The 16,902-nt window shown below is 70.6% G+C and carries 15 protein-coding genes and 1 pseudogene; 9 read left to right on the forward strand and 7 right to left on the reverse strand.

The features are described 5' to 3' along the window. The first annotated feature begins 18 nt into the window (after positions 1–18). Complete coding sequence (locus O9Y01_RS20045) at positions 19–471, forward strand: hypothetical protein (RefSeq protein WP_269633395.1); 453 nt, start codon at positions 19–21, stop codon at positions 469–471. 132 nt (positions 472–603) lie between these two features. On the opposite strand, the gene O9Y01_RS20050 is transcribed toward O9Y01_RS20045, so the two are convergent. After that, entirely contained in the window at positions 604–1,221 is a 618-nt protein-coding gene (locus O9Y01_RS20050) for a hemerythrin domain-containing protein (RefSeq protein WP_269633396.1), read from the reverse strand. Between the two features lie 201 nt (positions 1,222–1,422). Between O9Y01_RS20050 and O9Y01_RS20055 the strand changes: the two genes are divergently transcribed. Next, the gene (locus O9Y01_RS20055; protein WP_269633397.1) at positions 1,423–1,950 is read left to right on the forward strand and encodes a hypothetical protein; all 528 of its coding nucleotides are present in this window, start codon (positions 1,423–1,425) and stop codon (positions 1,948–1,950) included. A 42-nt stretch (positions 1,951–1,992) separates the two neighbouring features. On the opposite strand, the gene O9Y01_RS20060 is transcribed toward O9Y01_RS20055, so the two are convergent. Beyond that, the gene (locus tag O9Y01_RS20060) at positions 1,993–2,499 is read right to left on the reverse strand and encodes a CBS domain-containing protein (protein ID WP_269633398.1); all 507 of its coding nucleotides are present in this window, start codon (positions 2,497–2,499) and stop codon (positions 1,993–1,995) included. A gap of 165 nt (positions 2,500–2,664) precedes the next feature. On the opposite strand from O9Y01_RS20060, the gene O9Y01_RS20065 reads away from it, so the two are divergent. Next, positions 2,665–5,346 carry an ATP-binding cassette domain-containing protein gene (locus O9Y01_RS20065; protein WP_269633400.1) on the forward strand — a complete coding sequence of 894 codons (2,682 nt, stop codon included), beginning with the start codon at positions 2,665–2,667 and terminating at the stop codon, positions 5,344–5,346. A 135-nt stretch (positions 5,347–5,481) separates the two neighbouring features. Next, positions 5,482–5,739, forward strand: coding sequence for a DUF2789 family protein (locus O9Y01_RS20070; RefSeq protein WP_269633401.1), 258 nt, complete (start codon positions 5,482–5,484; stop codon positions 5,737–5,739). Between the two features lie 11 nt (positions 5,740–5,750). On the opposite strand, the gene O9Y01_RS20075 is transcribed toward O9Y01_RS20070, so the two are convergent. Both O9Y01_RS20075 and O9Y01_RS20080 read right to left on the reverse strand, forming a co-directional pair. Beyond that, entirely contained in the window at positions 5,751–6,305 is a 555-nt protein-coding gene (locus O9Y01_RS20075) for a LuxR C-terminal-related transcriptional regulator (protein ID WP_269633402.1), read from the reverse strand. 10 nt (positions 6,306–6,315) lie between these two features. Further along, positions 6,316–6,717: a PaaI family thioesterase gene (locus O9Y01_RS20080; RefSeq protein ID WP_269633404.1), complete on the reverse strand. Its 402-nt coding sequence runs from the start codon at positions 6,715–6,717 to the stop codon at positions 6,316–6,318. Positions 6,718–6,836: 119 nt separating this feature from the next. On the opposite strand from O9Y01_RS20080, the gene O9Y01_RS20085 reads away from it, so the two are divergent. Together O9Y01_RS20085 and O9Y01_RS20090 are read left to right on the forward strand one after the other, a co-directional pair. Beyond that, positions 6,837–7,535, forward strand: coding sequence for a CoA transferase subunit A (locus O9Y01_RS20085; RefSeq protein WP_269633405.1), 699 nt, complete (start codon positions 6,837–6,839; stop codon positions 7,533–7,535). Between the two features lie 10 nt (positions 7,536–7,545). Beyond that, positions 7,546–8,184: a CoA transferase subunit B gene (locus O9Y01_RS20090; protein WP_269633406.1), complete on the forward strand. Its 639-nt coding sequence runs from the start codon at positions 7,546–7,548 to the stop codon at positions 8,182–8,184. 198 nt (positions 8,185–8,382) lie between these two features. On the opposite strand, the pseudogene O9Y01_RS20095 reads toward O9Y01_RS20090, so the two are convergent. Both O9Y01_RS20095 and O9Y01_RS20105 read right to left on the reverse strand, forming a co-directional pair. Then, a pseudogene (locus O9Y01_RS20095) lies at positions 8,383–8,867 on the reverse strand (DUF4411 family protein). Further along, entirely contained in the window at positions 8,867–10,015 is a 1,149-nt protein-coding gene (locus O9Y01_RS20105) for an ImmA/IrrE family metallo-endopeptidase (protein ID WP_269633407.1), read from the reverse strand. The pseudogene O9Y01_RS20095 and the gene O9Y01_RS20105 overlap by 1 nt, the downstream one beginning before the upstream one ends. Before the next feature lie 341 nt (positions 10,016–10,356). Between O9Y01_RS20105 and O9Y01_RS20110 the strand changes: the two genes are divergently transcribed. The 3 genes from O9Y01_RS20110 to O9Y01_RS20120 all read left to right on the forward strand — a co-directional run bounded on the left by O9Y01_RS20110 (position 10,357) and on the right by O9Y01_RS20120 (position 15,450). Continuing rightward, positions 10,357–12,129 (forward strand): DUF1800 domain-containing protein, encoded by a 1,773-nt coding sequence (locus O9Y01_RS20110; RefSeq protein ID WP_269633409.1) that lies wholly within the window; start codon positions 10,357–10,359, stop codon positions 12,127–12,129. A gap of 11 nt (positions 12,130–12,140) precedes the next feature. Next, complete coding sequence (locus tag O9Y01_RS20115) at positions 12,141–13,529, forward strand: DUF1501 domain-containing protein (protein WP_269633410.1); 1,389 nt, start codon at positions 12,141–12,143, stop codon at positions 13,527–13,529. 61 nt (positions 13,530–13,590) lie between these two features. Beyond that, on the forward strand, positions 13,591–15,450 hold the full coding sequence (locus O9Y01_RS20120) for a gamma-glutamyltransferase family protein (RefSeq protein WP_269633411.1): 1,860 nt from the start codon (positions 13,591–13,593) through the stop codon (positions 15,448–15,450). A gap of 57 nt (positions 15,451–15,507) precedes the next feature. Here O9Y01_RS20120 and ubiM read toward each other — a convergent pair whose 3' ends face one another. Continuing rightward, positions 15,508–16,776, reverse strand: a complete 1,269-nt coding sequence (gene ubiM, locus O9Y01_RS20125) for a 5-demethoxyubiquinol-8 5-hydroxylase UbiM (protein WP_269633412.1) — start codon at positions 16,774–16,776, stop codon at positions 15,508–15,510. Between the last annotated feature and the right edge of the window lie 126 nt (positions 16,777–16,902).

The raw sequence follows: 16,902 nt of genomic DNA on the forward strand, positions 1-16,902 counted from the left end.
TTTCACAGGAGGTGACCCATGGCATCGTCCACGTCGAGTTTCCCGTCTTCAGCGCCGTCGTCTTCCGCGTCGTCTTCACCGTCCGCTTCATCGCCCCCCGGCACGGCCGGCGCGCCGCACGGCAGCGTGTCGGTGGGCGAGGATCTGCTCAGCCCCGGCACAGGGCAGGGCCCATCCCGGCATGAGGCCGGCGATCGGGGCGAGCGCCAGGGCCCCGAGGCGCTGGAGCGCTGGGTCGAACGCCTGCATGCCGGCATCGACCGGCTGGCCGAGGTCGCCGCGCCGCGCCTGCAGCGCCTGCAGGATGGCGTGAGCGCCACCTGCGGCACCCTGCGGCGCCAGGCCCACCTCGTGCGCGAGGACGGCGAGGAATGGGCGGAAAGCCTGCGCTGCACCGTGCGCGAACACCCGGTGACTGCGGTGGCCCTGGCCGCCGCCTTCGGCATGCTGCTGGGGCGGCTGAACCGCTGAGCCGGCGGGGCCTTGAAGAGAGGCCTTGAAGCTGCATTGAAGCGCCCAGGCCGCCCCGCGCGGGCTGCCCGGGCATCTTTCGTCGGGCGGCGAGCCCTCGGCAGCAGGTGCCTCGGCGCCTGCTGCCTCGTTCTAGGCCTCGCCGGACGAGGCCATGGCCTCCTCGTCATCACCGGTGCCGTCCCCGGCCTGGCGACCCCGCGCGCCCCGCGGGTCTCCCTGGTCCGGCGACTCGCCCTTGAGTTCGGCGCGCCGCGCCTTGAAATCCCGTGCCAGCCCCAGCCAGTCCAGCTTGGCCTTCATGAGCTGAGGGAACATGTCGCGCTCTTCCTCCTTCACATGGTGCAGGGTGTACTCGCACAGCACGGTGAAGCGCGCCTGCTGCTGGGCCTCCTGGGCCTCGTCCTCGGGGTCGAGCTCGCGCAGCTGGCCGATCAGGAGGTGCAGCATCTCGTGCTCCACCTCGGCCTCGTCGATCTGGCTGCAGTCGGCCAGCTCCTCCTTCGCGGCGGGATAGAGCAGCTCTTCCTCGAGCCGGGCATGCACGCTCAGCTCGTCAAGAATCAGCTGCACCAGTTCCTGGCGGGTCTCGGCGTCTTCCTGGGCATCCAGCCGGCGGTACTTGCTGTAGGCCTTCTTGACGCGCTGGTGGTCGTCCTTCAGCTCGGTGAGCAGCTCGTTGCGCGCCTTCGAGGCCGGGCGGCCGGACTTGCGAGCGGTGCGACTGGATACGGATTGCGGTGTGGGCATAGGGCCTCCGGGGACAGGGTGGCGCCATGCAGGCAATCGCCATGCCGGGATGCCGGGGGCGGCCTGGCATGGGTGGCGGCCTGCGCCGGGGCCTCCTGCTGGGCCCGGCGCTTGCCGGGAGGGGAACGGTCCCGCCCGTTGATCGCGCGGGTCGCACACCCCCGCCGGGCCTTCGGGCTCGCATCCAAGGAGATACGCACCATGGCAGACCCCACCCTTCCTCATGTCACCGCGCTGTTCCCCGACCGCGAGAGCGCCGAGCGCGCCTACCAGCAGGTCATGGACCACGGCTACCGCCGTGAAGACGTCAGCGTGCTGATGTCCGACGAGACACGCCACCGCCACTTCACCACCGCGGGCGGGCAGACCACCGAGCTCGGCACCAAGGCGGCCGAGGGCACGGGCGTGGGAGCCAGCATCGGCGGTGCGCTGGGTGCCATCGCTGCCGCCATCGCCGCGGCCGGCACCACCCTGGCCATCCCCGGACTCGGCCTGGTGATCGCCGGGCCGCTGGCCGCCGCGCTGGCCGGCGCGGGCCTGGGCGGCACGGCGGGCGGCCTGGTGGGCGCGCTGATCGGCTGGAGCATTCCGGAGGAGCGCGTCAAGGCCTACGAGTCCGGCCTGCGCGAGGGGGGCATTCTGCTGAGCCTCAAGCCCCGCAGCGAGGAGGACGCGCGCTACGTCGAGGCGCAGTGGAAGGCCCAGCAGGGCCGGCACGCGGCGATCTGAGCCCGCCACAAGCGAGCCTCCCTGGCAGCCTCTCTTGCCGGGTCAGGGGAGGCTCACGGCGGGGTCAGGCCTTGCCTGCGCCGGCCGCTCACCGGCGCGGGCGGCCTGCGGTCCACGCTCCGGCCGCTCCGGCCGGCCCGGCATCGAGATGGAACGCAGCGTGGCCTCCACGCCGGCCGGGTCCCGCACCGCGAAGTCGCCCAGCGAGATGACGCCCACCAGGCGCTGGGCCTGGTCCAGCACCATCAGGCGGCGGATCTGCACCCGGGCCATCTCGGTGAGCACCTCGCCCACGTCGGAATCGCCGGTGCAGGCGTGGACCTTGTCGCTCATCACCTCGCCCACACGGGTCTCGGTGGGGTCCTGGCCCACGGCCACGGCGCGCACGGCGATGTCGCGGTCGGTGATGATGCCCAGCAGCTGCCCGTTCTCGCAGACCGGCAGGGCGCCGACGTTGAACTCGTCCATCAGCTGCGCGGCGCGCTGCAGGGTCTCACGTGGGGCGATGGTGATGGGATCCGTCGTCATGATCTCGGCGGCTTGGGTCATGGGTCCTCCTGGGCTGGGATGAGCCCAGGCAGCAAGCACCGTGCCCGGACCCATCTGGCGACACATGGGCGACACATGGGCGACACATGGGCGACACATGCGCAGCGCATTTTTCTGCACTTCTTGCCGCGCGGGCGCGGGCATGTCGATTGCGTCCGCGCGCCGATGGATGCGCACCCCGCCCACCCCCTGGCCCGCCGGATGCTGCCCGAGCTCTGGCGCGTGCTGCGGCCCTGGCGCGGGCGCGTGCTGCTGGCGCTGGCCCTGCTGCTGCTGTCCCGGCTCGCCGCGGTGGGGGTGCCGGGTCTGCTGAAGGCGGTGGTGGACGCGCTGACGCCGGGCTTCACGCCTGCGGGCGCGCTGGCCCTGCCGGCCTGGCTGCTGCTGGCCTACGCGCTGCTGCGCTATGCCTCCACCCTGTTCACCGAGCTGCGCGACCTGGTCTTCGCCCGCGTGGGCAAGCAGGTGCTGGGGGACTATGCCGAGCGCGTCTTCGCCCACCTGCTGGCCCTGAGCCCGCGCTTCCATGCGCGGCGCCAGACGGGCAGCCTGCTGCGGGAGGTGGAGCGCGGCACCGACGGCCTGGGCTATCTGCTGGGCGCGGGGCTCTTCACCGTGCTGCCGACGGCGGTCGAGTTCCTGGCGGTGCTGGGCGTGCTGGGCTTCAACTACGGCAGCCGCTACCTGCTGGTCATCGTCGCCACGCTGATGGGCTATGTGAGCTGGACGACCTGGAAGACCCGGGCCCGCGTCGAAAGCCAGCGCGAGATGAACCGCCATGACAGCCGCGCCCACGACCTGCTGGTGGACACCCTGCTGAACCACGAGGCCGTCCGCGCGCATGGGCGCGAGGCCGGCGAGCGCGCGCGCTACCGGCAGGTGCTCACGCAGTGGGTGGATGGCGCGGTGCGCAGCCAGCGGCGCCTCACCGCCCTGCACCTGGGGCAGGGCGCGGTGATCGCCCTGGGCGTGGGCGCGGCCATGCTGCTGGCGGGGCGCGACACCCTGGCCGGGCGCATGAGCATCGGGGACCTGGTCCTCGTCAACGCCTATCTGATCCAGGTCTTCCTGCCGCTCAATACCCTGGGCTTCGTCTTCCGCGAGACGCGGGACGCCCTGCTCAATGCCGAACAGCTCTTCGCCCTGCTGCGCCAGGAGGTCGAGATCCGCGACAGCCCGCAGGCCCGCCCGCTGCGCCTGCAGGACACCACGCTGCGCTTCGAGCACGTCGACTTCGGCTACGAGCCGCAGCGCCAGGTGGTGCATGAGCTTTCGCTGGAGATCCCGCACGGCCAGCGCTTCGCCGTGGTCGGCAGCAGCGGTTCCGGCAAGTCCACGCTGGCACGGCTGCTGATGCGCCTGTACGAGCCGGACGCGGGCCGCATCAGCATTGGCGGGCAGGGCCTGCAGGAGGTGACGCTGCAGAGCCTGCGCGACGCCATCGGCCTGGTGCCGCAGGAGCCGCTGCTCTTCAATGACAGCATCGCCTACAACATCGCCTACGGCCGGCCCGAGGCCAGCCGCGCGGAGGTGGAGGCCGCCGCCCGTGCGGCGCAGGCGGACGCCTTCATCCAGCTCCTGCCCGAGGGCTACGAGACGGTGGTGGGCGAGCGCGGGGCGCGGCTCTCGGGCGGGGAGCGCCAGCGCATCGCCATCGCCCGTGCGCTGCTGAAGAACCCGCCCATCATGGTGCTGGACGAGGCCACCTCGGCCCTGGACACCCGCTCCGAGCGCGCCATCCAGGCCGCACTGGACCAGGCGGCCCGGCAGCGCACGGCGCTGATCATCGCCCACCGCCTGTCCACCGTCGTGGACGCCGACCAGATCGTGGTGATGGACCGTGGCCGCATCGTCGAGCAGGGCCGCCATGCCGCTTTGCTGGAGCGCGGCGGGCTCTACGCCCAGCTGTGGACCCTGCAGCGCCAGGAGGAGCAGGCGCAGACCCTGGCTCGGCGGCTGAGCCAGCATCCGGTGAATCTGGCGGGGCTGCTGATCCTGGCGCTGGACAGCCTGCACGGTCAGCTCGACGCCCAGCGCACGGAGCTCTTCACCAGCATCGACATGAGCGTGGCCCGCGTGATGGGCGATGCCAGCCAGATGGCGCGCATCGTGCAGCTGGTCTGCGAGCTGGCCCTGCAGGCCGCGGCGGGCGGGCGCATGGAGGCCCGCCTTTCGCGCGAGGCCCTCAGCAGCCGGCTGGCGCTGACCAGCCATGGCCGGCCCGAGTCTCACGAGGCGCCGGACACCCTGGAGCTGCGCACCCTGGTGGACGAGGCCGGCGGGCGCCTGCTGCTGCAGCGCGACTCGCCGTCCGACCTCAGCGTGCAGGTGGCCTTCGCGCTGCCGGTGCTGGCGGCAGACGCGGCGCGCCCCCGGGTGGCGGCGACCGCGGAGCCGTCGACGCCCGAGGCCTCCCTGGTCCTGGGCGCCGGGCCGGGCCTGCAAGGCATGCGCCTGATGTGCATCGACGACGACGAGGACGCCCTGGCCTCGCTGGCGGCGTTGCTGGAAGGCGAGGGCGCCCAGGTGGAGGCGGTGGGCAGCGGGCCGGAGGCCCTGCAGCGCCTGAGCGCCCGCGACAGCGCGCACTGGCCCGATGCGCTGATCTGCGACATCGTGCTGGGCCAGGAGGACGGCCATGCCGTGGCCCGCAGCATCCGCAGCCTGGAGGCGCAGCGGGACACGCCGCTGGCCCGGCGCCTGCCCGCGGTGGCCCTTACCGGCATGGCCCAGCCCGAGGACCGCCTGCGCGCGCTGGCCGCCGGCTTCCAGCGCCACCTGGCCAAGCCGGTGATGCCCCAGGAGCTGCTGCGGGTGCTGCGCCAGCTGGTGCGACCGCAGGCCTGAGCGGCGGCCGGCCGGGCGGGGCCTGGAGCCAGGCACGCCGTGTGCCCCACCCCCTCCGGGCAGCGCCGTCGCCGCGGAAGGCCCGGCTTTTCAGGCGGCAGGCCTGCCACTGCAGCGCACACGGAGACCTCGCCCATGAACCTGATGAACCACCGCTTCTCGGACCTGTTCGCCCAGCTGGGCCTGCCGGATCATCCGGAGGAGATCCGGCATTTCATCTGGCAGCACTCGCCCCTGGACCCGGCCCTGCGCATCGACGAGGCGCCGTTCTGGACGCCCGCCCAGGCCCGGCTCCTGCGCGAGGAGCTCTCGGCCAACGCCGACTGGGCGCAGCTGGTGGACCAGCTCAGCAACGCCCTGCGCGTGGCCTACGTGCGTGACGACAGCGAGTGAGGCCGCCCGCCTCAGCCCTGCAGCAGCTTGTGCACCAGCTCCGGGGTGGTGGCGGCCTGGTACTTCTTCATCAGCCGGGCGCGGTAGACGTCCACCGTGCGGGGGCTGATGTCCAGGCGCTTGCCGATCAGCTTGCTGGTCAGCCCCTCGATGAGCAGGGCGGCGATCTCGCGCTCGCGCGGGGTCAGGTCGCCCGTGATGCGGCGGCGGGCCGAGAGGTCCTCGAAGCTCCAGATGCCCTGGGCATGGGGCTCTTCGGGCCGCAGGGCCCGGCCGGCGACGTGGCACCAGAAGAGCTCGCCGACGCTGGCGCCGCCCACGCGTTTCATCACCCGGTCGTCGGCGTAGTAGCCGCGGGCGTCCAGGCTGGCGGCGATGCGCTCGCCCATGCGCTCGAACTCGTCCGGGCTGGGGTAGAGCAGGGCGAAGCTCTGGCCGATCAGCTGCTCGCGCGTGGCGCCGAAGATGGCCAGGGCCTGCTCGTTGCAGTCGCGGATGAGCCGCCGCTCCGACAGCATCAGGCCCACGGGCGCCTGGTGGAAGGCGATGCGGTAGTCCAGCGTCATGGCCGGCGCGTCAGAGCAGGGCGTAGGTGGTGGTGGCCTGCACGGCCAGGCGGCCCTGCTCGTCCAGGATGTCGATGCTGCCGAAGGCCAGGCTCTTGCCGCTGCGCAGCACCCGGGCCTGCACCGTGGCATGGCTGCCGCTCAGGGGGCGCAGGAAGCTGGTCTGCAGCTGTACCGTGGTCATGGGCTTGAAGGCGCCCAGCTGGCTCATCATGGCCAGCACCATGGCGGTGTCGGCCGCGGCCATGGCGGTCTGACCGCACATGACGCCCCCCACGTGCACGAAGTCCGGCTTGATGGGCAGGCGCAAGCTCACGAGACCGGGCTCGCTGGTCTGCACCTCCAGGCCCATCTGCGCGATCCACGGCGCGAAGATCTCTGGAATGGCGGCTTGCAGCGCATCAGCGTTCATGGGGTTTCCTTGGGGGGGGGCGATAGTCAATTCTACGTAACGACTACGTAAAGGCATACGTAGTACCCTTCGGCGCTGAGGCCGCGGACTGCGGCACGCCTTTCCACCAGGAGATCCCGATGAACAAGCTTTACCCCAGCGCCGCCGCGGCCCTGGACGGCATCGTCAAGGACGGCCAGTTGCTGGCCGTGGGCGGTTTCGGTCTGTGCGGCATTCCCGAAGCCCTGATCGCCGCCCTGCGTGACAGCGGCGTCAAGAACCTCACCGTCATCTCCAACAACGCCGGCGTGGACGGCTTCGGCCTGGGCCAGCTGCTGGAAACGCGCCAGATCAAGAAGATGATCTCCAGCTACGTGGGCGAGAACAAGGAGTTCGAGCGCCAGTACCTGGCCGGCGAGCTGGAGCTGGAGTTCACGCCGCAAGGCACCCTGGCCGAGAAGCTGCGCGCCGGTGGCGCCGGCATCCCCGCCTTCTTCACCCGCACCGGCGTGGGCACCATCGTGGCCGAGGGCAAGGAGCTGCGCGAGTTCGACGGCCAGACCTATGTGATGGAGCGGGCCCTGACGCCCGAGGTCTCGCTGGTGAAGGCCCACATCGCCGACAAGAGCGGCAACCTCGTGTTCCGCCGCACCGCCCGCAACTTCAATCCGGCCGCCGCCATGGCCGGCAAGATCACCGTGGTGGAGGTGGAGCAGGTCGTGGAGATCGGCGAGCTCGATCCGGACGCCATCCACCTGCCGGGCATCTATGTGCACCGCATCGTGCACAACCCGAATCCCGAGAAGCGCATCGAGAAGCGCACGACCCGTACCGCCTGAGGAGACGACCATGGCCTGGACCCAAGACCAAATGGCAGCCCGCGCTGCCCAGGAACTGCAAGACGGCTTCTACGTGAACCTCGGCATCGGCATCCCGACCCTGGTGGCCAACCACGTGCCCGCGCACATGGACGTCTGGCTGCAGAGCGAGAACGGCATGCTGGGCATCGGCCCCTTCCCGACGGAGGACGAGGTCGACGCCGACCTGATCAATGCCGGCAAGCAGACCGTCACCACCATCCCCGGCTCGTCCATCTTCGGCAGCCATGACTCCTTCGCGATGATCCGCGGCGGCAAGATCAACCTGTCCATCCTGGGCGCCATGCAGGTGACGGCCCAGGGCGACCTGGCCAACTGGATGATCCCCGGCAAGATGGTCAAGGGCATGGGCGGCGCCATGGACCTGGTGGCCGGCGTCAAGCGCGTGATCGTGCTGATGGAGCACGTGGCCCGCAAGAAGGACGGCACCGAGGACATGAAGATCCTGCCCCAGTGCACCCTGCCGCTGACCGGCAAGGGCGTGGTCAACCGCATCATCACCGACCTGGCCGTGATGGACGTGACGCCCGAGGGCCTGAAGCTCGTCGAGCTGGCCGAGGGCGTGACGCGCGAGTTCGTGCAGAGCAAGACCGGCGTGCCGCTGGTCTGAGGCTGGGCGGCAGACGCCGGCGTTGCGCCGTCAAGAGAACCGGCCCTCCAGGCAGGGTCTCCTGCTGGAGTAAGGCCCGCATCCACAGGCCAGGAGACGATCGAACGTCGCGGCTTGTGTCGGCACCGACATAGGTGTCCTTGCGCTGAGCCTCGCGTATGGGCCTCGCCCTTGCGTGCCGGTGGCTGCCGCCGGCGCTCAGCTCTCGGCAGGGGGCGGCCTCAGGATGAATCGCGCCTGCTCCTTGCGCAGCATCTGGTACGGTGACAGGAAGTCCACGCCCAGGCCGATGCACGCGTTGGGTATCTTGATCTTCCTGAGCGATGGCGACGCAACTTCGTGCGTCACCAGCGTGTGATGTCCAGCCAGGGCGGCCGCTACAAGCCAGAAATCTGCCACCTGCATGAAGGTGTTCACAGCGGCTGGCTCCCACCCTTGCTGCAGCACCCAGGCACTGAGCCTTTGCGCGGCGGCCAGGACGGCGGCGTCAGGCGATGGGAAGAAGCCATCGTCCTGGGCATTGGCCCAAGCTGCCAGTTCATCACCGCCGGCACTCAGCTCGTCGCCCACTTGACGGATGCTGCGTACTGCGCCAGCCAGTCCCAGAAACCAGGGCAGAAGTCGAAGCCATATTGCAGGTTCTTGGCCTGGATGAAGACGTTGGCGTCGAGCAGGTAGGCCATCAGGTCGGGAATCCCAGAGTCCGGCCCAGCTCGTTGAAAGTGCCTGGCTTGGCGATACCCAGCATGCGGAAGGCATCGCGGTACAACGTGCGACCTTCCAGCGTGCTGGCCACCAGCGTCTGGGCAAACCGCTTGCTGACCCGGGCCACGGTGGTGCGGTAGAAGTCACCACCGCCGGCATTGCGTGCAACCATGGCGTTCAAACGGGCCACTTCGGCGCGGTAGGCACCCCGGAACGTCTCCCGGTCCAGCCAGTCCACGTCGAGCATGCGACGCAGCAACACCAGCGAGCTCACCTTGAAATGCCGAGCCAGACGCTGCAGCGCCAGGTCCAACGCTTCGTCGCGCAGCAGCGCGGCGCGGAACTCCGCTTGCGGCACCAGCAGTTCGGCCGCCACGCGATTGCACCAAATCTCGGTGGCGTGGTCGGAGGTTTCAGGCAGCGCCGCATCAGACAGTGCCGTTTGCCCCAGCCACACGTGCGCCAGCTCAAGAGCCAGCGTGAACATCTGTGCTGCCTTGCTGTCGGCGCCATTGATGAAAACCAGCGGTGCGATGCTGTCGGCCAGTGCGAACCCGCGGAATTCCTGCGGGTCCAGGTGGCGCTTGTTGTTGTTCATCACCACACCGCTGACCATCACCATCACGCCTGCCTGCTCGGCCTGCGCGATGAACAGCCGCAGGGCCTCGGTCCACGTGGAGCACTCGTGCCGCGCTTGCACGCTGAAGCCAAGCTGTTGGCGAATCGATTCCGCCGCATCCGCCGGCGGCGTGGCCATCGTCACGCTGCCGACGTAGGACAGCGGTGCTTCGCCATTGACCAGGGCCTCATCCCGATACCAGGTCTGCCGTGCCTGGCAGGTGTAGATGACGTCCAGCAGGTCGGCGCTCAGTCGTGGCATGCCGAGACCCATGGTCCGAAAGTCCGGGATGGGGACGGCCTCTTGAGGAGGCGCAGGCAGGAAGAAATAGCCCAGCGGCGCATGGGTGGCCTGGGCGTACTGCTCCAGTTGGCGCAGCGTGGGTTGCAACTCGCCCGCCTCCCATGCCGCAAGGTGCGGAAAACGCGCCGCCAGCACAGCCTCATCCAGCCGGGCGCGCTGGCGTGCCCAGGTGAATAGAGAGGCTTGGACGGGGACACGGGTCATGATCTGGATAGCTTATCGCAGCGGTCTCTGGCGGACCTCGACGGGCCGGCGATGGCGTCGCCGCCGAGCCTATCCGAATTTCTGGGCACAGGGTCGGGAAGGGGCGGTATGCATTGATCTGCATTTGGGATGGAAGGGCGGCCGCACAAGGTAAAGATGCGTCAAGACGCAAGCGGCGGTCAGCCACGCAAGTGCTTGTCAGCGTTGGCAACTGACGGGTTTACGTACGGCTGCGTCGTTAACGAATGCTTGCGACATTGCTGTGGCAATTCGCATTGCGGACAGTCTGATGCCCTAGGCTGCGCGGATTCCGTTTTTCCTCACGCTGCCTGGAGCCTGCCATGAGCGCCACCGACCTCGCCGACGCCGAGCCCGCCCTCCGCCCCACTGCTGATGCTGCCGCCATCGAGGCACCGCCCGCCGCCGAGCCCAGGCCCGCTGCCTGGCCCAGCGTGGCGGCCCTGGCCGCCGCCCTGCCGCTGGCAGCCTGCGGTGGCGGTGGTGGGGACAGCGCGTCCCCCTCGCCCAGCCCGACCCCGACGCCCACCCCCACGCCGGTCCCGACGCCCGTCCCCGCGCCCCCGCCCGCGCAGCCCACCGACGCCAGCGCCGCCCGCTTCCTGACGCAGGCGGGCTTCAATGCCACGCCCGAGGCCATCGCCACCGTCAAGGCCCAGGGCTACGCCGCCTGGCTGGACGCCGAGTTCGCCAAGCCCCTCAGCCAGAGCCACTTCGACTGGATGATCGCCAAGGGCTACGGCGGCGTGGACTTCCGCAATGACTTCCGCGGCGTGGACAACACCATCTGGCGCAAGCTGATCAGCTCGCCCGACGCCCTGCGCCAGCGCGTGGTGCTGGCCCTCAGCGAGATCTTTGTCGTCTCCATGGCCGGCATCCCCGTGGCCTGGCGCGGCATGGCCGTCGCGAGCTACCTGGACATGCTGGAGGCCAAGGCCTTCACCAGCTACCGGGAGCTGCTGGAGGGGGTGACGCTCTCCAATGCCATGGGCGTCTACCTGAACATGCGCGGCAACCAGAAGGAGAACACCAAGACCGGCCGCGTGCCCGACGAGAACTACGCCCGCGAGGTGATGCAGCTCTTCAGCATCGGCCTGTACCAGCTCAACCTCGACGGCAGCCTCAAGCTCAACGGCGGCAAGCCCATGGAGACCTACGGGCAGGCCGAGATCACCGAGCTGGCCAAGGTGCTGACCGGCTGGGAATTCGACGGCGCCAATGCCGACGACCCCAGCTTCATGCGCAAGCCCATGGTCAACATCGCGACCCGCTTCTCGACCGGCCCGAAGCGGGTGCTCAACGTCAGCATTCCCGAGACCGCCGACGGCCCGGCGGCGCTGAAGATCGTGCTGGACACCCTGGCCAACCATGCCAACACCGCGCCCTTCATCTCGCGCCAGCTGATCCAGCGCCTGGTCTGCTCCAACCCGAGCCCGGCCTATGTGCAGCGCGTGGCCACCGTCTTCAACAACAACGGCCAGGGCCAGCGCGGTGACATGAAGGCCGTGCTCAAGGCCATCCTGCTGGACAGCGAGGCCCGCTCGCCCGCCGGCGGCCCGGACGTCGGCAAGCTGCGCGAGCCCGTGCAGCGCTTCGTGCAGTGGGCCCGCCTGGCCGGGCTGACCTCACCCACGGAGCTGTGGAACATCGGCGACCTCAGCAACCCGGCCAACCGCCTGGGCCAGAGCCCGCTGCGCAGCCCCTCGGTCTTCAACTTCTTCCGCCCCGGCTATGTGCCGCCCAACTCCGTGCTGGGGGACAACAAGGTCACCGCGCCCGAGTTCCAGCTGCTCAATGAGAGCACGGTGGCGGGCTACCTCAACTTCATGCAGAGCGTGATCGCCAACGGCATCGGCGAGCTCAAGCCCGTCTACACCGCCTTCGACGCCCTGGCGCTTGACCCGCCCAAGCTCGTGGCCCAGCTGGCCCTGCTGCTGGGCGGAGACACCATCAGCGGCAACACCCAGGCGCTCATCGCCAACGCCATCGGCGCCATCGCCGCCAGCAATGTGGCCAACGATGCCGGGCGCCTCAACCGCGTGCGAGCCACGGTGCTGATGCTGATGGCCTGCCCCGAGTACCTGATCCAGAAGTGAGGAGCGACGCCATGCACATCAACAAGCTGCCCCAGCTGCAACGCCGCGAATTCCTGCGCCGGGCCTCGGCCCTGGGCCTGGCCGGCACCGCCGCCCCCTTCGCGCTCAACCTGGCCGCCATGGGCGAGGCCGCGGCGCAGTCCGCTGGCAACGACTACAAGGCCCTGGTCTGCGTCTTCCTCTACGGCGGCAACGACTACGGCAACACCCTGGTGCCCTATGACAGCGCCAGCTACAGCGCCTACGCCACCATCCGCGGCAGCATCGCCACCCCGCGCGACCAGCTGGCCGCCACCGCGCTGACCCCGCGCGTGGCCCTGCCCGACGGCCGCCAGATGGCCCTGGCGCCGCAGCTGGGCCGGCTCAAGACCCTGTTCGATGCCGGCCGCCTGGGCGTGCAGCTCAATGTGGGCACCCTGATCCAGCCCACCACCCTGGCCCAGTACAAGGCCCAGAGCGTGCCGCTGCCGCCCAAGCTCTTCTCCCACAACGACCAGCAGAGCGTCTGGCAGGCCTCCAGCCCCGAGGGCGCCGTGACCGGCTGGGGCGGCCGCATGGGCGACCGCTTCCTCGGCAGCAACGGCAACACCACCTTCACCTGCATCAATGCCTCGGGCAATGCCGTCTTCATGGCCGGCCAGCAGGCGGTGCAGTACCAGGTGGCCACCAATGGCGCCGTGGCCGTCAACGCCGTGACCAAGCCGCTGTACGGCTCCCAGCAATGCGCGGACGCCCTGCGCAGCCTCATCACCGCGCAGCGCTCGCACTGGATGGAGCAGGAACTCAACCGGGTGGTATCACGCTCCATCTCGGCGCAGACCATCGTCTCCAGCGCGCTGACCAATCTGCCGCCGCTGACCACCGTCTTCGATCCGGCCAACAACCTGGCCCAGCAGCTGCAGATCGTGGCCAAGCTGATCGGCTCGCGCGCCAGCCTGGGTGTGAAGCGCCAGGTCTTCTTCGTCTCCATGGGCGGCTTCGACCTGCACGACTTCCTGCCCAATCAGCACCCGGGCCTGCTGACGGCGGTCAACGACGCCCTGGGGGCCTTCCATGACGCCACGGTGGAGCTGGGCGTGGCCGATGCCGTCACCACCTTCACCGCCTCCGACTTCGGCCGCACGCTCAGCAGCAATGGCGACGGCTCCGACCACGGCTGGGGCAGCCACCACTTCGTGATGGGCGGCGCGGTCAAGGGCGGCCGCTTCTGGGGGCAGCTGCCCTCGGTCTCGGTCAACGGGCCGGACGACGTCGGCCAGGGCCGCCTGCTGCCCACCACCTCGGTCGACCAGCTGGGCGCCACCCTGGCCACCTGGATGGGCGTGAGCGCCGCCGACCTCCCCACCGTGCTGCCGCAGATCGGCAACTACACGGTCAAGGACGTGGGTTATTTCGCCTGAGGGCAGGGCGGCGGCGGTGGCGGTCCTACACTGGCCGCCATCGTCGACATCCGAGCCTGCCATGACCCTGTCCCGATTCCCTCTCGCCTCGCCACGACTGCACTGGGCCCTGCTGCTGGCGCTGGGGTCAGGTCTTGCCGGCTGTGCCCAGGCGCCGTCGCAGCCCTCGGGGGCATCCGCGGCTTCGGTGCAAGCCGCCCAGCAGGCCCAGCCCGAAAGCGAAAGCGGCTGGGAAGACAAGCCCGGCTGGCAGCTGCAGCGCGAGGGCGTGGCCGCCGCCAACCCGCTGGCCGTGGACGCCGGCGTGGCCATGCTGCGCGCCGGTGGCAACGCGCTGGATGCCGCCATCGCGGTGCAGATGGTGCTGACCCTGGTCGAGCCGCAGAGCAGTGGCATCGGCGGCGGTGCCTTTCTGATGCACTGGGACGGCCGGCGGCTGCGTGCCTTTGACGGCCGCGAGACCGCTCCCGCCGCGGCGGACGAATCCCTCTTTCTGCAGCCCGACGGCAAGCCCATGAGCTTCATGCAGGCCGTGGTGGGCGGCCGCAGCGTGGGCACGCCGGGCCTGCTGCGCATGCTGGCCCAGGCCCATGCGGCCGAGGGGCGCCTGCCCTGGGCGCAGCTGTTCGAGCCCGCCATCCGGCTGAGCGAGCAGGGCTTCCCGGTCAGCGCCCGCTTCCAGAAGCTGCTGGCCGAGGACGACTTCCTGCCCCGTGACCCGGTGGCCGGCCGCTACTTCTACGACGCCGCCGGCAAGCCCTGGCCCCGGGGTCATGTCTTGCGCAACCCGGCGCTGGCCGAGGTGTTCCGCCGCATCGCCCGCGAGGGGGCCGAGGCCTTCTACCGCGGCGCCATCGCCGAGGACATGGTGCGGCGCGTCAGCACCCACCCGTCCAACCCCGGCCGCCTGAGCCTCGCCGACCTGCAGGCCTACCGGCCCCGCGAACGCGATCCCCTGTGCACGGACTGGAGTGGCCAGGGCCGCCAGCCCTGGCGCATCTGCGGCTTCCCGCCGCCGTCCTCCGGCCACCTGACCATCATGCAGATGCTGGGCATGCTGCCGCCGGTGCCCGCGGCCCAGGCCCTGCAATCGGGCAAGCCCGGCGCCGACTGGCTGCACCGCTACACCGAGGTCGCGCGCCTGGCCTTTGCCGACCGCAACCAGTACATCGCCGACCCCGACTTCGTGCAGGCCCCCGGCGGCCGCTGGGAGACCCTGCTGGCGCCGGACTACCTCCGCCAGCGTGCCAGCCTGGTGGGCGAACGCAGCATGGGCCAGGCCCAGCCGGGCCAGCCCGTGCCGCAGCGCAGCGCCTATGCTCCCATGGCCGCCCAGCCCGAGTACGGCACCAGCCACATCAGCGTGGTGGACCGCGAGGGCCGCGCCGTGGCCATGACCACGACCATCGAGGCCGTCTTCGGCTCGCGCCTGATGAGCGATGGCGGCACCGGCCTCGCCGGCGGCTTCCTGCTCAACAACGAGCTGACCGACTTCTCCCTGGCCCCGCGGGACGCGCAGGGCCGCCCCGTGGCCAATCGCGTCGAGCCCGGCAAGCGCCCGCGCTCCAGCATGAGTCCCAGCCTGGTCTTCAACCCGCAGGACGGCCGCCTGATGATGAGCCTGGGCAGCCCCGGCGGGCAGGGCATCATCCATTACGTGGCCAAGAGCCTCATCGGCATGCAGGACTGGCAGCTGAACCTGCAGCAGGCCTTCGCGCTGCCGAACTTCGCCAGCTTCAACGGCCCGACGGTGCTGGAGGCCGGCCAGTTCCCCGCCGAGACGGTGGAGGCGCTGAAGGCGCGCGGCCACACCGTGCAGCAGCGTGACATGACCAGCGGCCTGCACGGCCTGCAGCGCCAGGGCACGGGCTGGTTCGGCGCGGCCGATCCGCGGCGCGAGGGCGTGGCCCGGGGCGAATGAACTGGCGAGCGAGGGCCGTGGCGCGGGACCCTGCGCCGGGGAGCCCGAGGCCGCCGCTCAGCCCGCCAGCGCCCGGATCTGCCGCAGCAGCGAGGGGCCCTTGCCCGTCAGCTGCTGGCTGATCAGGGCCTTCAGCGGGGGCAGGTGGGCAGCGCCCTGCAGAACGCCCTGGCGCAGGGCGCGGGCCAGGGGGCGCTCGTCGGTGAAGAGCTTCACCACGGCGTTGGTGCCCAGGTAGATGGAGCGGGTGGCGCGGCGGTGCTCGCGCTCGAAGCGCTCCAGCGCCACCGCGTCGCCCAGGTCGCAGCCGGCGCGGTGGCGCCGCGCCATCTGCAGCTCCCGGGCCAGGGTCTGCACGCCGTAGAGGCCGAAGTTGTAGCCATGGGCGGTGACCGGGTGCATGCCCACGGCGGCATCGCCGATGAGGGCGAAGCGTCGCGCCACGAAGCGCCGCGCATAGGTGGCCACCAGGGGATAGAAATGCCGCGGCCCGGCCAGGCGCAGCGTACCCAGGCGGTCCTGGCTGTGGGTCTGGACCCAGGCCAGGAAGGCGTCGTCGTCCAGGTCCAGCAGGCCCTGGGCCTCGTCGGCGTTGACGGTCAGGACCAGCGAGGCCAGGTGCTCCTGCAGCGGCAGCCAGGCCATGGTGTGGCCGTGATGGAAGCATTCCAGCGCGGTGTGCTGGTGCGGCAGCTCATGGTGCATGCGGCACAGGATGACGCTGCGGCCGAAGTCCAGCATGTCCGCGCCAATGCCCGCCAGGCGGCGGCTGGCGGAGAAGCGGCTGTCCGCGGCGATCACCAGCGGGGCGGCCAGGCGCTCGCCGTCCTCCAGCACCACTTCCGCGGCGCGGCCGCCCTGGGCCAGCAGGCTCAGCTTCTGCACGCGGGTGCCGCAGCGCAGGGTGACGCGGTCCTTTCGCTTCTGAACGCCCTGCCAGGCGACCTGGCGCAGCCAGTGGTTGGGCACGAGGTGGCCCAGGCGGTCCGTGCCCTGGCCTTCCGGCGTGAAGCCCAGGAAGCGGGCGTCCTGGCCGTTGAAGACCTGGGCGGCCTTCAGCGGCGAGATGGCCTCGGGGGGCAGGTCTTGCCAGGCGCCCAGCTGCTGCAGCACGCCCACGCCGCGGTGGGTGAGGGCGATCTCGCGGCCGTCCTCCACCGGCTCGGCAATGGCCGCCAGCGGCGCCTGCTCCAGCACCGTGGAGGCGATGCCGATGTCGGCCAGCGCTGCGGCCATGGAGAGGCCGGCCGGGCCGGCGCCGATGATCAGGACGGAATCGGAGGAGGGCGAGGTCTGCACGATGCGGGAGGGCGCGAGGGCCGGCATTGAAGGCGCGAGCAGCGTAGCCCGCGGGCCGCGGGGCCGGCTTGATCCTGATCAGCCAAGGGGCGCGAACCCAGGGAGCTGGCGCCCAAGAAACAAAGCCCCGGCCGGCGATGCGGGCGGGGCTTG

The organism is Pelomonas sp. BJYL3 (assembly GCF_027257975.1).
In the GTDB taxonomy this organism is placed as follows: domain Bacteria; phylum Pseudomonadota; class Gammaproteobacteria; order Burkholderiales; family Burkholderiaceae_C; genus Roseateles_B; species Roseateles_B flavus.

Excerpts from the sequence above, each read along its gene's own strand:
- O9Y01_RS20045 (WP_269633395.1), top strand. The coding sequence starts at position 19 with ATGGCATCGTCCACGTCGAGTTTCCCGTCTTCAGCGCCGTCGTCTTCC.
- O9Y01_RS20050 (WP_269633396.1), bottom strand. The coding sequence starts at position 1,221 with ATGCCCACACCGCAATCCGTATCCAGTCGCACCGCTCGCAAGTCCGGC.
- O9Y01_RS20055 (WP_269633397.1), top strand. The coding sequence starts at position 1,423 with ATGGCAGACCCCACCCTTCCTCATGTCACCGCGCTGTTCCCCGACCGC.
- O9Y01_RS20060 (WP_269633398.1), bottom strand. The coding sequence starts at position 2,499 with ATGACCCAAGCCGCCGAGATCATGACGACGGATCCCATCACCATCGCC.
- O9Y01_RS20065 (WP_269633400.1), top strand. The coding sequence starts at position 2,665 with ATGGATGCGCACCCCGCCCACCCCCTGGCCCGCCGGATGCTGCCCGAG.
- O9Y01_RS20070 (WP_269633401.1), top strand. The coding sequence starts at position 5,482 with ATGAACCTGATGAACCACCGCTTCTCGGACCTGTTCGCCCAGCTGGGC.
- O9Y01_RS20075 (WP_269633402.1), bottom strand. The coding sequence starts at position 6,305 with ATGACGCTGGACTACCGCATCGCCTTCCACCAGGCGCCCGTGGGCCTG.
- O9Y01_RS20080 (WP_269633404.1), bottom strand. The coding sequence starts at position 6,717 with ATGAACGCTGATGCGCTGCAAGCCGCCATTCCAGAGATCTTCGCGCCG.
- O9Y01_RS20085 (WP_269633405.1), top strand. The coding sequence starts at position 6,837 with ATGAACAAGCTTTACCCCAGCGCCGCCGCGGCCCTGGACGGCATCGTC.
- O9Y01_RS20090 (WP_269633406.1), top strand. The coding sequence starts at position 7,546 with ATGGCCTGGACCCAAGACCAAATGGCAGCCCGCGCTGCCCAGGAACTG.
- O9Y01_RS20105 (WP_269633407.1), bottom strand. The coding sequence starts at position 10,015 with ATGACCCGTGTCCCCGTCCAAGCCTCTCTATTCACCTGGGCACGCCAG.
- O9Y01_RS20110 (WP_269633409.1), top strand. The coding sequence starts at position 10,357 with ATGAGCGCCACCGACCTCGCCGACGCCGAGCCCGCCCTCCGCCCCACT.
- O9Y01_RS20115 (WP_269633410.1), top strand. The coding sequence starts at position 12,141 with ATGCACATCAACAAGCTGCCCCAGCTGCAACGCCGCGAATTCCTGCGC.
- O9Y01_RS20120 (WP_269633411.1), top strand. The coding sequence starts at position 13,591 with ATGACCCTGTCCCGATTCCCTCTCGCCTCGCCACGACTGCACTGGGCC.
- ubiM (WP_269633412.1), bottom strand. The coding sequence starts at position 16,776 with ATGCCGGCCCTCGCGCCCTCCCGCATCGTGCAGACCTCGCCCTCCTCC.